The 15,635-nt window shown below is 58.0% G+C and carries 14 protein-coding genes; all 14 read right to left on the bottom strand.

Translation table 11 applies throughout. The annotated features are described in order from the left end of the window. Positions 1 to 60: 60 nt before the first annotated feature. A complete protein-coding gene (locus tag QM996_RS32790; protein ID WP_334141724.1) occupies positions 61 to 2,517 on the bottom strand; it encodes a GcvT family protein in 2,457 nt (818 codons plus the stop codon). Between the two features lie 610 nt (positions 2,518 to 3,127). Then, positions 3,128 to 3,931 carry a MerR family transcriptional regulator gene (locus QM996_RS32785; RefSeq protein ID WP_334141722.1) on the bottom strand — a complete coding sequence of 268 codons (804 nt, stop codon included), beginning with the start codon at positions 3,929 to 3,931 and terminating at the stop codon, positions 3,128 to 3,130. 115 nt (positions 3,932 to 4,046) lie between these two features. Next, on the bottom strand, positions 4,047 to 5,702 hold the full coding sequence (locus QM996_RS32780; protein ID WP_334141719.1) for an electron transfer flavoprotein-ubiquinone oxidoreductase: 1,656 nt from the start codon (positions 5,700 to 5,702) through the stop codon (positions 4,047 to 4,049). A gap of 21 nt (positions 5,703 to 5,723) precedes the next feature. Beyond that, a complete protein-coding gene (gene folD / locus QM996_RS32775) occupies positions 5,724 to 6,623 on the bottom strand; it encodes a bifunctional methylenetetrahydrofolate dehydrogenase/methenyltetrahydrofolate cyclohydrolase FolD (RefSeq protein WP_334141716.1) in 900 nt (299 codons plus the stop codon). A gap of 6 nt (positions 6,624 to 6,629) precedes the next feature. Then, the gene (purU, locus tag QM996_RS32770) at positions 6,630 to 7,520 is read right to left on the bottom strand and encodes a formyltetrahydrofolate deformylase (protein ID WP_334141713.1); all 891 of its coding nucleotides are present in this window, start codon (positions 7,518 to 7,520) and stop codon (positions 6,630 to 6,632) included. 76 nt (positions 7,521 to 7,596) lie between these two features. Beyond that, a complete protein-coding gene (locus QM996_RS32765; RefSeq protein WP_334141710.1) occupies positions 7,597 to 8,529 on the bottom strand; it encodes an electron transfer flavoprotein subunit alpha/FixB family protein in 933 nt (310 codons plus the stop codon). Between the two features lie 112 nt (positions 8,530 to 8,641). After that, positions 8,642 to 9,391, bottom strand: a complete 750-nt coding sequence (locus QM996_RS32760; protein ID WP_334141708.1) for an electron transfer flavoprotein subunit beta/FixA family protein — start codon at positions 9,389 to 9,391, stop codon at positions 8,642 to 8,644. A gap of 234 nt (positions 9,392 to 9,625) precedes the next feature. Continuing rightward, positions 9,626 to 10,330, bottom strand: coding sequence for a GntR family transcriptional regulator (locus QM996_RS32755; RefSeq protein WP_334141706.1), 705 nt, complete (start codon positions 10,328 to 10,330; stop codon positions 9,626 to 9,628). Positions 10,331 to 10,452: 122 nt separating this feature from the next. After that, positions 10,453 to 10,773, bottom strand: a complete 321-nt coding sequence (locus QM996_RS32750) for an FAD-binding oxidoreductase (RefSeq protein ID WP_334142287.1) — start codon at positions 10,771 to 10,773, stop codon at positions 10,453 to 10,455. A 234-nt stretch (positions 10,774 to 11,007) separates the two neighbouring features. Then, positions 11,008 to 11,451 carry a substrate-binding periplasmic protein gene (locus QM996_RS32745; protein WP_334141704.1) on the bottom strand — a complete coding sequence of 148 codons (444 nt, stop codon included), beginning with the start codon at positions 11,449 to 11,451 and terminating at the stop codon, positions 11,008 to 11,010. 485 nt (positions 11,452 to 11,936) lie between these two features. Further along, positions 11,937 to 12,848, bottom strand: a complete 912-nt coding sequence (locus QM996_RS32740) for a dihydrodipicolinate synthase family protein (protein ID WP_334141700.1) — start codon at positions 12,846 to 12,848, stop codon at positions 11,937 to 11,939. A 40-nt stretch (positions 12,849 to 12,888) separates the two neighbouring features. Continuing rightward, positions 12,889 to 13,308: a hypothetical protein gene (locus QM996_RS32735; RefSeq protein ID WP_500270541.1), complete on the bottom strand. Its 420-nt coding sequence runs from the start codon at positions 13,306 to 13,308 to the stop codon at positions 12,889 to 12,891. A 202-nt stretch (positions 13,309 to 13,510) separates the two neighbouring features. After that, positions 13,511 to 14,269 carry an ABC transporter permease gene (locus tag QM996_RS32730; protein ID WP_334141696.1) on the bottom strand — a complete coding sequence of 253 codons (759 nt, stop codon included), beginning with the start codon at positions 14,267 to 14,269 and terminating at the stop codon, positions 13,511 to 13,513. 40 nt (positions 14,270 to 14,309) lie between these two features. Continuing rightward, the gene (locus QM996_RS32725) at positions 14,310 to 15,566 is read right to left on the bottom strand and encodes an ABC transporter permease (protein WP_334141694.1); all 1,257 of its coding nucleotides are present in this window, start codon (positions 15,564 to 15,566) and stop codon (positions 14,310 to 14,312) included. Between the last annotated feature and the right edge of the window lie 69 nt (positions 15,567 to 15,635).

Genomic DNA, 15,635 nt, shown 5'->3' with positions numbered 1-15,635 from the left:
TTCAGGTCGTGGTCACATAGCCGTGGCTGGAACCCTGTGTGTTCCAGCCACGGCTAACTGCTAGCTCTTCACCTTCTCGCTACGCGGGTCGTACCAAGCGCCGAGTTGGATTTCGATCGGGTAGCGTTTCATGGCGACCTCGACCTCCCATTTGCCACTGGCCAGCCATTCCTTGGTCACGCCCTCATTGGACGAGACATAACCAAGGCCCAACGAAGCCTTGACGCGATGCCCGTAGGCACCCGACATGATCGAACCTACGATTGCGCCGTCACGCATGAGCGGCTCATAGTGGAAGAGCATCGGGGGTGTATCGTCGCCCTCACTAGCGACCTTTACCTGCACAAGACGCCTCTTCAGCGTGCCCTCCGCCTTCTGGCGAACCAGAACGTCTCGGCCGATAAACCCGCCTGGCTTGTCCAGCGCTACGGTAAAGGCTACGCCACCCTGCAACGGCGTATCCTCTTCACCGATATCGTGGCCCCAGTGACGATAGCCCTTCTCCATCCGCATCGAATTGAGTGCAAAGAACCCAGCGTTCTTAAGCCCAAAATCTCGTCCGGCTTCCATCAAAACGTCATAGACATGGGCCGCCATTTCACTTGGGATGTAGAGTTCGAAACCCAATTCGCCGACGAATGTCAACCGGCTGGCACGGACGCGCGCGTAACCGACATCAACCTCGCGGCTCGTACCAAACGGGAAGGATTCGTTCGAGAAATCATCAGAAGAGACACTCGCGAGCAGGTCGCGGGACTTCGGTCCCCACAGCGCGAGCATCGCGAGTCCAGAGGTAACATCCGTAATGTATACTTGGGCGCCTTCAGGCACACGTCGCTTGAACCAAGCAATATCGCGTCGCTGTGACACAGCCACCGTGACAACCAAATAAGACTGTTCAGCCAGTCGAGTGATGGTTACGTCGGCCTCGATACCGCCGTTCTCGTTCAGCCACTGTGTGTAAACAACCTTCCCGATCGGCACATCACATTGAGCCGCGCTGATCCAATTCAGGGACTTTAAGGCATCTGGGCCTTCGACCATGTATTTGACAAAGCAGCTATGGTCAAAGAGCGAAACGTTCTCAGCCGTGTTGGCGCACTCAGCCGCGACATTGTCGAACCAGCTCGGTTTTGAATACGAATATTCGATGTTGGCGAGTTCGTCCTCTGTGCCGTAGAATCCAGGGCGTTCCCATCCTGCGAGTTCTGTCATGAACGCGCCAGATGCCAACAAGCGGTCATGGAACGGCGAGCGACGAACGCCTCGCGCGGTTTCGAATTGTTTTCCCGGCCAATGCATATCGAAGAGCGTGCCAATAGTCTCAACGGAGCGGTCTGCGAGATACTTCTTGTTCCGCTGGAACGATTGCGTTCGGCGAACGTCAACATCCAACAGTTCGACCGGCGGACGACCTTCGGCGATCCATGATGCCATTGCCTTCCCGACACCACCCGATGAAAGGATGCCGACGGAGTTAAAGCCAGTCGCGGCGAAGAGACCGTCGATTTCCGATGTCTCACCAAGATGGTAGCGATTGTCCGGAGTGAAACTTTCCGGCCCGTTGAAGAAGAGCTGGATGCCAGTCTGCTGCAGAACAGGGACGCGCTCCATCGCCATTTCAAGGTAGGGGCTAATGTGATCCAAGTCCTCGGGGATCGTATCGAAGCAGAAGCTTTCGGAAATGCCCTTCTGACCCCACGGCTTCGCGCCCGGTTCGAAGAAGCCAATAAGAAGCTTGCCGGCATCTTCCTTGTAATAGGCCCACTCATCGGCCGTGAACATGACCGGAAGGTTGCGCGGCAGCTCAGGGATGGCTTCAGTCACCACATAGAAGTGTTCTGCAGCATGCAACGGTATCGTCACGCCAATTTGAGCCGCGAGGTCACGGGACCACATCCCGCCCGCGATGACCACTTTCTTGGCGGAAATCCTTCCCTGCTCGGTCATCACGCCGACAGCCTTGCCGCTCTCGGAAAGGATTTGTGTAACCTTGATATTCTCAAGGATCTTGGCGCCGCCCTGGCGCGCTCCCTTGACGTAGGCCATCGTTACGTCGGCAGGATTGACCTGACCGTCGTTGGGGAACCAGAAACCGCCCACGAGTCCTTCCGTGCTGATCGGAGACCAACGCTCCTTGATCTGATCAACGGTCATAGCTTCGACGGGCAGGCCGAAATTCCTCCCCATCGACGCACCCCGTGCCAATTCCTCATAGCGAGCCTGCGTCTTGGCAAGGCGCAAAGAACCGTTCTGCTTGAAACCGGTCGCCTGTCCAGTCTCCTCCTCGAGCCGCCCGAAGAGCTCCCCGGTGTATTGCGCAAGTTCCGTCATACGCTGCGTTGCGCGGAGCTGCGTCACAAGACCCGCGGCGTGCCACGTCGTTCCGCTGGTGAGCTGTCGACGCTCACAAAGAACAACGTCCTTGATACCAAGCTTCGTCAGATGATAGGCGATCGAGCAGCCCGCAATACCGCCGCCGATGATCACGACATCGGCCTGTGATGGAATATCCATTCCTGTTTCCTTTTAGATTTGGAGCCTGCCCCGCCCTCGTAGCTCCTGCTGGCGGAAATCGTTCTATCCGGCGATCAGGGGCATAGATGGCAGGTCTTAATCTCGCCGGGTCGCCCGCATCCGGGATCGGTCCGTCTGAAACGATTTCATATCACATTCAGACAAAAACTCTACAGAAATCATGTCGGGTTTGCGAATCTCTATTGAAGTCCACCGACGCGATAATCTGCCTCATCTCCGGGCGCGAATATTAATCTTGGGCCTCCTGCCGCCCAGAGACAGACCGTGGTGTCGGACGTTGAACAGTTGAAGGTTTTCGACTTCGTGACCAGGCGGGTGCGATGCTTGCCCTTTCGGAGCTTTACATCAAGTGCCTTCCCCAGCAGCTTCGCTATGTTGCGGTAACCCCAATTGCGTTTTACGAAAAAGCAATCAGGTATCAAGGTTTAGGGAAGTGTAGCTCAGATGATCGGGATGAATGGTTCCGTCGGTCTCGCCGTCAAACGATCCTCAAGATCGCGCCTTGCGGGTAATGATCCGGAGTTATGAGAAGTGCAATCCGGCAGCTCGATATTGTCGCCACCTTCGTCTTTTGACGCACGTATCGGGGTTAGAAAGTCGGCGGGGTGTTCACCCAGAGCAGCCTGCATGGCTTGGAACCGACAGATCGCCATGAATGCGCCCTATGGCTTTCAAAATACATCGCGTCGCCCTCGTTCAGCGTTGCTAGTCCCAAACCCTCCACTTCGATCTCGAAGCTGCCTTCCAGCACCCGGATAAATTCCTCCCCCTCGTGCCGATAGAAACCTTCGCTTCCTGCACCAGGAGCCAAAGTCCATTCTTGGCAATCCATCATTCGCGGGCCCGAGGCCAACTCCCGGATCTTAATCCCCTTCCCGAGTGATGGAAGCTCCCTGCCCTCCCCACGCCGCACCACAGCCTCGCGCGTTTCCACCGAGCTTGCTGTCAGTTGCGTTACCGTCACCCCCAAGGTTTCGGCGATTGCCCGAAGCAGAGGAACGCTCGCCCCGCGTGACGTACGTTCGAGGGTGCTCACGACAGACGGCGATACATCCACCAGTTCAGCGAGGCCTACAATAGTAAGTTTCTTCTCTTTCCTAAGTCGCCGGATCTCATGGCCGAGCCGGGACGTCGGTAGTTCGTCGCTTGACGCTTCTTGGGCCACGAGAGCACTGCCATCAAGAGAGGATTTAATTGCGGCCAGGTTCAAACCTTGAACCGATCGCAGACGCACGATCTGGTGAACACGTGCGAAATCGTCCTCCGAATAAAGGCGGTAGCCGCTTGGAGTTCGCGACGGCATGATCAATCCATGCTGTTCCCACAACCTGAGGGTCGCCGGTGGAACGCCAGTCGCTGCTGAAAGCTCCGATACTTTGTAGTGCTTGCTCATCGCTTCTTTACTCGAAACCCACTCGCCCGAGAGCTACGAAACAATGCCAAAGACTTCAACTCCCTACTTGCGAGAGCACCGTCTTGCATTGTTTTCCAAGGATTGCAGCACAAAATCACATGTTTGGATAGACCGGGCCTTCGCCGCCCAGTGGCGGCACCCAATTGATGTTCTGGTTCGGATCCTTGATGTCGCAGGTCTTGCAATGGACGCAGTTCTGCGCGTTGATGACGAAGGTCGGCTTGCCGTCCTTCTCCACCCACTCGTAAACCCCGGCCGGACAGTAGCGCGTCGACGGACCGGCATAGATGTCGTACTCGGAGCGCTTCTGCAGCTCCATGTCCTTGACCTGCAGGTGGATCGGCTGGTCCTCCTCGTGATTGGTGTTCGACAGGAACACCGAGGACAGCCGGTCGAAGGTGAGAACACCATCGGGCTTCGGATAGTCGATCTTCTGGTGCTGCGATGCCGGCTCGAGCGACTGCGCATCGGTCTTGCCGTGCTTCAACGTGCCGAAGAAGGAGAAGCCGAAGAGCTGGTTGGTCCACATGTCCAAGCCGCCGAGTGCGACGCCCACCGCCGTGCCGAACTTCGACCACAGCGGCTTGACGTTGCGGACCCGTTTCAGGTCCTGGCCGATGGCGCTGTCGCGCCAGCCACGTTCGATCTCGATCGGCTCGTCATTGGCGCGACCGTTGGCGATCGCCGCCGCCAGCTTCTCGGCCGCGAGAATGCCCGACAGGACGGCGTTGTGGCTGCCCTTGATGCGCGGCACGTTGACGAAGCCAGCCGAACAGCCGATCAGTGCGCCACCCGGGAAGGAAAGCTTCGGCACCGACTGGTAGCCGCCCTCGGTGATCGCGCGCGCGCCGTAGGACAGCCGCTTGCCGCCTTCGAAAGTGCCGCGGATCGCCGGATGGGTCTTGAAGCGCTGGAACTCCTCGAACGGGTAGAGATAGGGGTTCTTGTAATTGAGGTGCACGACGAAGCCGACGGCGACGAGATTATCCTCGAGGTGGTAGAGGAACGAACCACCGCCGGTCTTCATGCCAAGCGGCCAGCCGAAGGAGTGCTGCACCAGGCCGGGCCGGTGGTTCTCGGGCTTGACCTGCCAGAGCTCCTTCAATCCGATGCCGAATTTCTGGACGTCACGACCTTCGTCGAGCTTGAACTTGGCGATCAGCTGCTTGGCGAGCGAGCCGCGCACGCCCTCGCCGATCAGCGTGTATTTGCCCAAGAGCGCCATGCCGCGGGCGAAGTTCGGGCCCGGCTCGCCGCTGCGCTCGATGCCCATGTCGCCGGTGGCGACACCGATGACCGCGCCTTCGTCGTTGTAAAGCACTTCGGTGGCCGCGAACCCTGGGTAGATCTCGACGCCGAGTTCCTCCGCCTTGGTGGCCAGCCAGCGACAGACATTGCCGAGCGAGACGATGTAGTTGCCGTGATTGTTCATCAGCGGCGGCATCAGGAAGTTCGGCAGGCGGATCGAGCCGGCGGGCCCCAGGAACAGGAAATGGTCGTCCGTCACTTCGGTCTTGAACGGATGATCAGCTTCCTCACGCCAGCCCGGCAGCAGCCGGTCGATGCCGATCGGATCGACGACCGCACCCGACAGGATGTGCGCGCCGACCTCGGCGCCCTTCTCGAGTACCACCACCGAAAGCTCCGGATTGACCTGCTTCAGCCGGATCGCAGCGGCCAGACCGGCCGGCCCCGCGCCGACGATCACGACGTCGAACTCCATGCTCTCGCGTTCGGGCAATTCGCTCATTTTACGCTAGCTCGATGCTTTCTAAAACTTGGGAGGCCTACGGCCGGCTTTGCGATAGGCGGCAATCACCGTGTTCGCCATCAACATTGCAATGGTCATCGGCCCCACCCCTCCGGGGACCGGAGTTATGACCCCCGCGACTTGCGCGACTTCCTCAAACGCGACATCCCCCACCAGCTTGAACTTCCCTTCGCCCCGCTCCGGGGCGGAAACCCGGTTGATACCAACGTCGATCACAGTGGCACCCGGTTTAACCCAGTCGGCCCTTAAGAGATCCGGGTGGCCGGCAGCCACAACGACAATGTCTGCAAGGCGACACAGGCTTGGAACGTCCCGGGTGCTTTTGTGCGCCGTCGTCACTGTCGCATTTGCCGCGAGCAGCAATGCAGACATTGGCTTGCCAAACAGGTTCGACCTTCCGATAACCAAGGCGTGCAATCCGGAGAGATCTTCGCCATGCACATCGCGCACAAAGACCATGGCCCCGGCCGGGGTGCACGAAATGAGACCGCCGTCGAGATTCCCAGTTACGACCTTGCCCGCGTTTGCGAAATGCAGACCGTCGACATCCTTCTCAGGCAAGATGGCCTGAACAATGGCGTCTGAATTCAAATGCGCCGGTAACGGCAACTGAATTAGGATCCCGTGCACGAGAGGGTCGCCGTTCAATTCGTCAACGAGGGCCGCGAGCTCATCCTGGGCAGTGTCTTGCGGGAGCTCGTGCTTGACGGATAGAAACCCGCATTCATTTGCCATTTTCGCTTTCGACGAGACATAGGCATGACTTGCGGGGTCGTTTCCAACGATTACGACAGCGATGCCGGGCCGGATTCCGGTCTCGGCAAGCAGCGCCTCGCCTGCGTTCTTCACCTTTGCGATCACAGAAGCGGCAACCTGTTTGCCGTCGATTACTGCGGTCATAGCTCCTCACCCCATCCTTTCTGATGCATAGCTGCCAGGGCTGGCGGGAAAAACCACCGTGCGATTGCCGTTGATGAATGTGCGATGGTGAATGTGGGCATGGATAGCCCGGGCGAGAACTTGGCTTTCGACGTCGCGGCCGATGGAAACATAGTCCTCAGCCGACTGAGCATGGGTGATTCGCGCCGTGTCCTGCTCGATGATTGGACCCTCATCGAGATCCGCTGTTACATAGTGCGCGGTGGCGCCGATAAGCTTGACCCCACGCTCGTAAGCTTGCTTGTAAGGATTCGCGCCTTTGAAGCTCGGCAGAAACGAGTGGTGGATATTGATGATCCGACCGGACATTTTCGCACAAAGCTGGTCGGACAGGATCTGCATGTAGCGGGCAAGGACAACGAGCTCCGTCCCCGTCTGCTCCACGATTTCCAGCATCCTCGCTTCCGCCTGGGACTTGTTTTCCTTCGTCACCTTGATGTGATGGAAGGGAATGTCGTGGTTCACCACGACCTTCTGATAGTCGAAATGGTTGGAGACCACACCGACGATGTCGATCGGAAGCGCGCCAATTCGCCAGCGATAGAGCAAGTCGTTGAGACAGTGACCAAAGCGGGATACCATCAGCAGGACTTTCGTCCGCTTGTCGCCGCGATGAAATTCGTAGTCCATCGAGAGGCTCTTCGCCACGTCCGCAAAACCTTCACGGATTTCGCGCTCGGATATGCCGGCCTCCGACATGAAGCCGATTCGCATAAAGAACTTTCCAGTCTCCATGTCGTCGAATTGTGAACTATCGACGATATTGCACCCCTTCTCCGCAAGGTATCCCGAAATTGCAGCCACAATGCCTCTGGTCGATTTGCAGGAAACGGTTAATACGAGATTGTCATTGGACACGTGCTACTCCATCAAACGGAAGTGGAACGGAAGCCGTCCATTCGGCACCCGTGACGTAGGATTTCTTGAATCTGCGCTACAGGGCCTTCTCAAGCTCCGGCAGAACTTCGAAGAGATCGGCGACGAGGCCGTAGTCGGCGATCTGGAAGATCGGTGCCTCTTCGTCCTTGTTGATCGCGACGATGACCTTGGAGTCCTTCATGCCAGCGAGATGCTGGATCGCACCGGAAATGCCGCAGGCGATGTAGAGATCGGGCGCGACCACCTTGCCGGTCTGGCCGACCTGCCAGTCGTTCGGGGCGTAACCGGCGTCGACCGCGGCACGCGATGCGCCGACGGCGGCACCGAGCTTGTCGGCGACCGGCAAGATCACTTCCTGGAACTTCTCCGAGGAACCGAGTGCGCGACCGCCGGAGATGATGATCTTTGCCGAGGTCAGCTCCGGACGATCGGACGACGACAGGGCGTCGCCGACGAACGTAGAGAGCTCGGAAGAAAGGGCTGCCACCGAGATAGGCTCGATGGCAGCAAGTGGGCCTTGAGAGGCCGGGGAGAAAGATGCGGTGCGCACGGTAATGACGCGCTTGGCTTCCGTCGTCTGCACCGTCTGGATGGCGTTGCCGGCATAGATCGGGCGCTTGAAGGTGTCGGCGGAGACGACCTCGATGATTTCCGAGACCTGGCTGACGTCGAGCAGGGCTGCGACGCGCGGCATGACGTTCTTGCCGACCGAGGTCGCGGCGGCAACGATCGTGTCGTAACTGCCGGCGAGCGAGACGATCAGCGCCGCTAAGGGTTCGGCGAGGTTGTTGGCAAGCGAGGCGTCGTCGGCGACGAGTACCTTCGATACGCCGGCAAGCTTGGCGGCCTGTTCGGCGGCCGTCTTGGCGCCGGCACCAGCAACCAGCACATGCACGTCGCCGCCGATCTTGGTGGCGGCGGTCAGCGCCTTGGCGGTCTGGTCGGAAAGGTGGTTGCTGTCGTGGTCAGCCAGAAGAAGAATGGCCATGATTTAATCTCCCTTTGGTTTGAGCTCAACGGTCCGTTCCGGACCGGAGCGCCAGGATTGTGGTTCATTCGTTTGACCGGAAACCGGTTCCCACTTTCCGGACGCATGAAACTTAGAGGACGCCGGCTTCGGTCTTGAGCTTTTCGACGAGCTCGGCGACCGACTTGACCTTGATGCCGGCCTTGCGGCCCGACGGCTCCTCGGTCTTCAGCACCTTGAGGCGGGCGGCGGTGTCGACGCCGAAGTCGGCCGGCGACTTCTTGTCGAGCGGCTTCTTCTTCGCCTTCATGATATTCGGCAGCGACGCATAGCGCGGCTCGTTCAGGCGCAGGTCGGTGGTAACGACCGCCGGCAACTTGATGTCGATCGTCTGCAGGCCGCCGTCGACTTCGCGTGCGATCCGCGCCTTGTCACTAGAAAGCTCAATAGCCGACGCAAACGTGCCCTGAGGCCAGCCGAGCAGAGCGGCCAGCATCTGGCCAGTCTGGTTCGAGTCGTCGTCGATCGCCTGCTTGCCGACGATGATCAGGCCCGGTTGTTCGGCCTCGGCAATTGCCTTGACGATCTTGGCGACGGCGAGCGGCTCGACATGATCTTCCGTTTCGACCAGGATGGCGCGATCGGCACCCATGGCGAGCGCGGTGCGTAACGTTTCTTCAGCCTTCGCTGGGCCGATCGAAACAACTACGACCTCGTGGGCGCCTCCCCCTTCCTTGATTCGAATAGCTTCCTCGACGGAAATCTCGTCGAACGGGTTCATAGACATCTTCACGCCACCGAGATCAACTCCGGAACCGTCCGCCAAGACGCGAACCTTCACATTGGAGTCAATCACTCGCTTCACAGGCACCAGAATTTTCATGAGCTAACCTCGTCGGGACAGAGCAGCGGCATGCGATACAAACCTTGCACGATTTCTGTAAATTCAAACCTTGCATAATTTCTGCAATGTTTGTAGTCAAGCGCTTTGTTGTAAATTTCGATTCACAATGTGGATTTTGATCAATGAGCCGCCCTTGATCACAAAGGCACGCAAAACCCAGGACTTCGACGCCTTGGATCAACATCGGATCAGCGGTTGGAGTGTGCAAGAAAGCTAGGTCGCCGTCCCGGCGAGACGAGGATCGGAATCATCTGCGAAGCTTCCATGAACGAGCAGGAATTCCAATCCCGAGCGTATGTCCCTCGATATCGCGGCGCTCGCACTGCGGGCATCCCGCGCCACAAGAGCATCGACGGCTTCCTCGCAATAGGAGGTCGCGCGAACCTTGCTGGGATCGGTGCTGAGGTGTCTCAGGAACGGACCACATTGCAGCCATAGCAACTCTATGTGTGACCGCAATGTCTCCGAGCTGCAGTACCGATAGATCCCAAACTTGAGCTTCTGGTTGAAATCCAGGTACCGCTCGAGATTGTTCTCTTCCAAAGCTCGTGCCAGGCCGTCTCGGGAACGGCGAAGTTCATCGAGACCATGATCGTCGATGCGATCGCACGCTTGGAACGTCGCGTGTCCTTCAAGCAATTCACGTAGCTCCATGACCTCTTGAAAACGCCGCCGCGTAGCGATCGGGACTGCAAAGGTCCCATTAGATTTCTGAACCAACGCTCTCTCAGCCAGTAGTCGTCCCAGGGCGGCGCGAGCCGGCATTTCGCTCGTTCCCAGAGCTTTGCCGACCATCCGACCACTGATCTTCTGGCCCGGCTCAAACCCGCCCCGCATCAGCACGGTGCGAAGCTGGTCGTAAACCTGATCATGCATCGATTGGAAATCAATCGGTTCTAGCGCAATTCCTGTTTTCATATTTTCCCAAATCAGACGTCTAAGTTAACGTTATAGCACCAACAAGTTTAGTCCGCCCGGTCAAGCCGAGCTTGCCCAGCCCGGCTTTTAGAACACGAATTTGGTCGATCAACGCTTTGCAATCAAGGTAACACTTTTCCGGGGTTCATGATGTGGCGCGGATCGAGTGCCCTCTTCAACGTCGCCATGGTATTGATAGCGTTTCCATGCTCCCACTCCATGTACTTTGTCTTTCCGTAGCCGATGCCGTGTTCACCGCTACACGTGCCACCGAGACTTAATGTCCGCTGGATTAGCCGGTCGTGGATTTCTTCGGCGAGTTCGAACTCTGCAGGAACGTCGGGATCGATCACCATGCCTAGATGGAAATTCCCATCGCCGACATGTCCGATAACGCTCACGAAAAATGGGACGCGCTCAAGATCCTCTCGCGTGAGCCTAATGCATTCCGCCAGTTTTGAAATTGGTACGCACGCATCCGTCCCGTAAACGCGCGAGTTGCTAGTACACCGGCAAGGACGATCACGATGAGCGTCAGCAAAACAGTGTTACCCAGTCCCTGCAACAAAACGAATCCGTAAGATCGGATCACATCAAGGTTCAAGAGTTCCATCTTGTTTCCCGTCGACTGATATCGACCGGACGTCGCCCGGCCGATATCGAGGTCGCTCCTTTAATCAGTTCACTTGCAGGGGAAAGACGAAGAGGTTTCGATCCGAGAGACCATTCTTCCGAAGGATCTCCGACATCGCGCCCGACGCCCTTACCTCTGCGAGTGATTGATTGAACGCCACGCGGAGGCTGCAGTCTTCCTTTCGGAGTCCAAAACGAGCGTAGCCGTAACCGTTCTTCAGCAGATCGTCAGGAATCGGGAAACTCGAAAGCACTTCGACCTTAGTGTTCGGGTTGGCTTTCTTGAATTCTGCCGCGAGCAGGTCGTACTCGACGTCAACTTTGTCCTGCTGGATGGCCGCGAACTCTTCCGCGTAGCTCTGGTAGCGGGTGGCCTCGACCCCCACTTTTTTCAGATACTCATCTGTGCCCGTCCCGAGCAACACGCCAACTCGGAGCTTCGAAAGATCGTCGAAGGACTTCACCTCCTTCGGGTTGCCGGGCTGCACCAGGACCGCCGGTCCATAAGGCGATCGTCTTCATGCGTCCCGGGGTCACGTGAAGGTCGGTGACAACCATGTTGATACGCTTCGAGAGCATTGAAGTTGAGAGAGTTGAATGCGCCCGCCTCGTAGGTGATTTTTGTGATGCCCATATGCTTCAGCACTTCGGCATGTAACTCGACATCGACTCCGATCGCCTTCCCGCTGGCCGGATCGATTCCCGACCATGGCATCGCAGCGGCGACACCAAGCTTGACCCCGCTGTCAACGGCACGCTGATAGGAGTCGTCCGAGCAAACGGGATATTCCGCCGGCAACTCGTAGTAGGGCTCGGCTGCATGCGCACCAAATCCGAGGCTCCTGCGAAGGCGACCGCAGCGCAAACGGCATGCACGTAGTTTGCTTTACGCGTCATTTCTCTCTCCAGTTGATTATGTTCCCAGTATTCTTCCCGGCAGGGTCGAATTTCGTATGTTGTTTGATCTGCGTGCCTACACGGCCAACGCCTTCTCGTATGCGAGAAGCTCGGTCAGTTGCTCTCGCATCGTGCTCACAAGTGCAGCGTCCGGAGCCTTGTTCGGAAGACGAACGGGACCGACGTCGAATCCTGTGAGAGCCTGTGCTGCCTTCATTGGGCCAGGGTTTGGCTCGGCATATACGGTGACGAGGAAATCGTGGAGACGAGCGATCTGCTGTTGAGCGAGCGCGAGCTCGCCGGCGCGTGCTGTCTCAAAAATTTGTACCCACGTCTTTGGCAGTAAGTTGGTTGATGCAAGAACGCCACCTACAGCGCCTAATGCGACTTGCACAGCGAAGAGATGCTCGTCCCCGGACATGATTGCGATCTTATCGCCAACCAGTTCGACAAGCCAGGTGAATGCCGCTTGATCAGGATTCGATGCCTTCATGGCAAAGATCGACCCATCGTCTGCGATCTCGCTAACAGTCTCGGGCTTGGTCGCCACCAGGGTCAGGTATGGGATGTCATACAACATCACCGCCCGCCCTACTCCGTCCGCCACGGCCTTGTAGTAGTCCCGAATGCCCGCTTGGCTGGGTGCCGTTCCATAAGGCGTGATGACCATGAGGCCTTTGGCTCCCGCTTCGAGACAAGCGCGGCCGAGTGCCAAGGTGTCCGGGAGGCCGGGCGTCGTGACTCCGGCAAGTACCGGAACCCGTCCTGCGACGGCCTCGACGGTAGCGCCTACTACATCCACGCGTTCCGATACCGAAAGGGCGGATGCTTCACCGGTGCCACCAACAGCCACGATTCCGGCGATGCCGGCGCGCAGTTGGCGATCAACCTGGGCGCCGATCGCCGACAGGTTCAGCTTTCCGTCCGAAGTCATTGGGGTAGTGGTGGCCGTATACAGGCCGCGGGTCGACTGCTTAGCCAGCGCCATTCGACTGATCTCCGATGGGGTTGGGTGCGGTACGCACGCGTCAGCGGGCTTCCGACGCCGCGATGAGCAATTTCAGAACCCATTCCCCGGACGATGTCAAGCGTGCGATCTGCGATCTGCGATCGCACTTTTGGGCGGCAAAATTTACGACGGCGTTGTTTTTGCGGGAAAAATACCCGTGCACCCTGTTCAACAAAATCGCATAAACGTTGAAACTTTTTAACACAGCGTTGCAACGCTGAAAGGTCAGGTCTCGGAACACATCAGTCAGAGCGGCATCGAAGAGTTGATCCAGCACTGTATGGCCGGAGCGCTTGGTGGCGCATCGGGGAGAAGCTATGCCCGTCCCTGCAGGCACAAACGGAGCCACACGAACGAATGACATCGGGATCGCGGCCAGTGCAATCCTTCGCGGCAGGCGCCAGGAGATCTGCTCAGCAAGATCATTGCGGCCCCCCACTATCGACGGCCGAAAGCGCCGGGGTGTTCTGCGCCATTTATGATTTTTGCGGAGCTCTTAGGCCGATCGATTTGAGTAACGAAACCATCGACAAGAAAACTGTTGAACCGGCCGAATTTTTCCGCTTTGGCCCAAGCTGCGCTTGGTACAGAAATCGCCTGCCGCCACCGTTTGATCGATACCCATGGGCTTTCGCGGCTGTCTATCTGTGCGTCCGTCGGAGAACTTGCACGCATGCGATTAGGGCGATGGCGAAGAGCGTCATCACCGAGGCTGCTGCTGCGATCGTTGGCGACAGATTCTCTCGAATCGCGGAGAACATCTCGCGCGGCAACGTTCGGTGCTCCGGTCCTCCTATGAGCATTACCACGACCACTTCGTCGAATGAGGTGGCGAACGCAAAGACGGCCCCAGAAAGAACACCAGGTGTAATGAGCGGAAGCATCACGCGACGGAACGCGTACAGGGGATTGGCGCCAAGACCGAGCGCGGCCCGCGTGAGATTCCTGTCGTAGGATGCCAACGCTGCGCCGACCGTGATCACTACGAATGGGCTCCCCAGCGCTGCGTGCGCGAGGATGATCGAGGTGTACGACCTCACGAGGCCCAAAGGCCCTAAGAATAGAGACAGACCGACGCCGAACACCACCACCGGAACGACCATCGGACTGAGCAGGAAGGCGGTTAGCAACGCCTTGCCCCGGAAATCAGTCCACCATAGTCCAAGCGCCGCGATCGTCCCAAGAATCGTGGCCACGATCGCTGCTGCCGAACCTATTAGGAGACTGTTCCAAATCGCGTGGGACCACTTGGGCGAAGAGATCAGCTCAGAGTACCACTGAGTGCTCGTCCCGCGCATCGGGTAAGCCAGGAACTGACTGCCATTGAACGATAGGGGCAAGATAGCCAGGATAGGCATTACCATGAAGAAGACGACGACCCCGGTGGCGACATAGAGCAATAGAGTCCAGCCTGCGGCTCGTCTGCGAATGGATGAAAGCCTATGCAAAGCTTGCCCCCTTCGTACCGGCGATCCTGGAGTAGAGCACGTAAAGGATCGAGGTCGCCACTAGGAGGACGAGTGCGAGTGCGCCTGCAAGCCCCCAGTTCACGGCTTCCGAGGTGTAGTAGGCGATGAAGTAGGAGACCATCTGGTCGCTCGCACCACCTACCAGCGCCGGCGTGATGTAGTAGCCGAGCGACATAATGAACACCAACAGGCAGCCGGCGGCTACTCCAGGTGCCGTTAGCGGCAGATAAATCCGCCTGAACACTAGGAAAGGCGTCGCGCCAAGTGACTCACCAGCTCTCATGTAATCTGGCTTGATCGTGGCCATCGTCGCGTAAAGCGGCAAGACCATGTAAGGCAATGACACGTGCACCATCGCGATGATCACTCCGGGTCTATGAAAGATCAAATGCAGTGGCTGGGACGTGAGATGGAGCCACTGCAGCGCTTGATTCAGGAGACCCTGATCCTGCAGCAGCACGACCCAGGCGGCGGTTCGAACGAGCAGTGACGTCCACAGCGGAAGCAATACCAGTCCCATGACCACGCTACGCCACGCCTTCGGACCGTTCGCAAGAAAATAGGCGACAGGGAAGGCGAGCAGTAGACTTACGAACGTGACAAGCGCGGCTATGCCGAATGTCCGCTGTAGTATCGCCAGGTACACGCTATTGTCCGCGGGCGCATGCACGACCTGGCCGTCGGCGTTCATCGCGCGGTCGAATGCGGCAAGTATATAGAAGCTCGATACCGGACCAGACGCCTGATAAAGCGCCTGCCATGTCTCAAGATCGCCCCAGGCCGGGTCGATCTGCAGAAACGTTTCTCGCCAGCCATTCGGGGGAACGTCGACGGCGGCAATCTTGCGAGCCGTTGAACTGATCAGCGTTCGTCCGCTCGGCAGCGCATAGTTGACGCGACGCGCGACCAACGGAGTCGTGCGGGCTTCCTGAGACGTTTTCATGTCCTGAGCAAGTGCTGAGAACATCCGCTCCGACGGAGGCGTCCGATCCCATCCACGCAGCTCGCTTGATACGTGGGGCCAGATGGGAGGCAGATCATCATCCTTGACGCTGAGAGACAAGATCTTCCCCAGTGGAACGATGAAAATAATCAGTAGGAAAATAAGCAGCGGCAGTACAAGCAGAATTGCCGTGAGGCTTTTCCGTCTCGGTCCTTGACGACCTTCACCGTCTCTCTTGGCATCGATCTTCTTCAAAGCGCTCATCCAGCCGGAAACGATTTTCATCCCTTATGCCCGGCCGCGCCGAATATTCGACCCGACCGGGCAGCCTTGGGAGGGCACGCCGCAAATAAT

Source organism: Sinorhizobium chiapasense (assembly GCF_045277575.1).
Classification (GTDB): domain Bacteria; phylum Pseudomonadota; class Alphaproteobacteria; order Rhizobiales; family Rhizobiaceae; genus Ensifer; species Ensifer chiapasense_A.
This window is presented reverse-complemented; position numbering and strand designations above follow the sequence as displayed.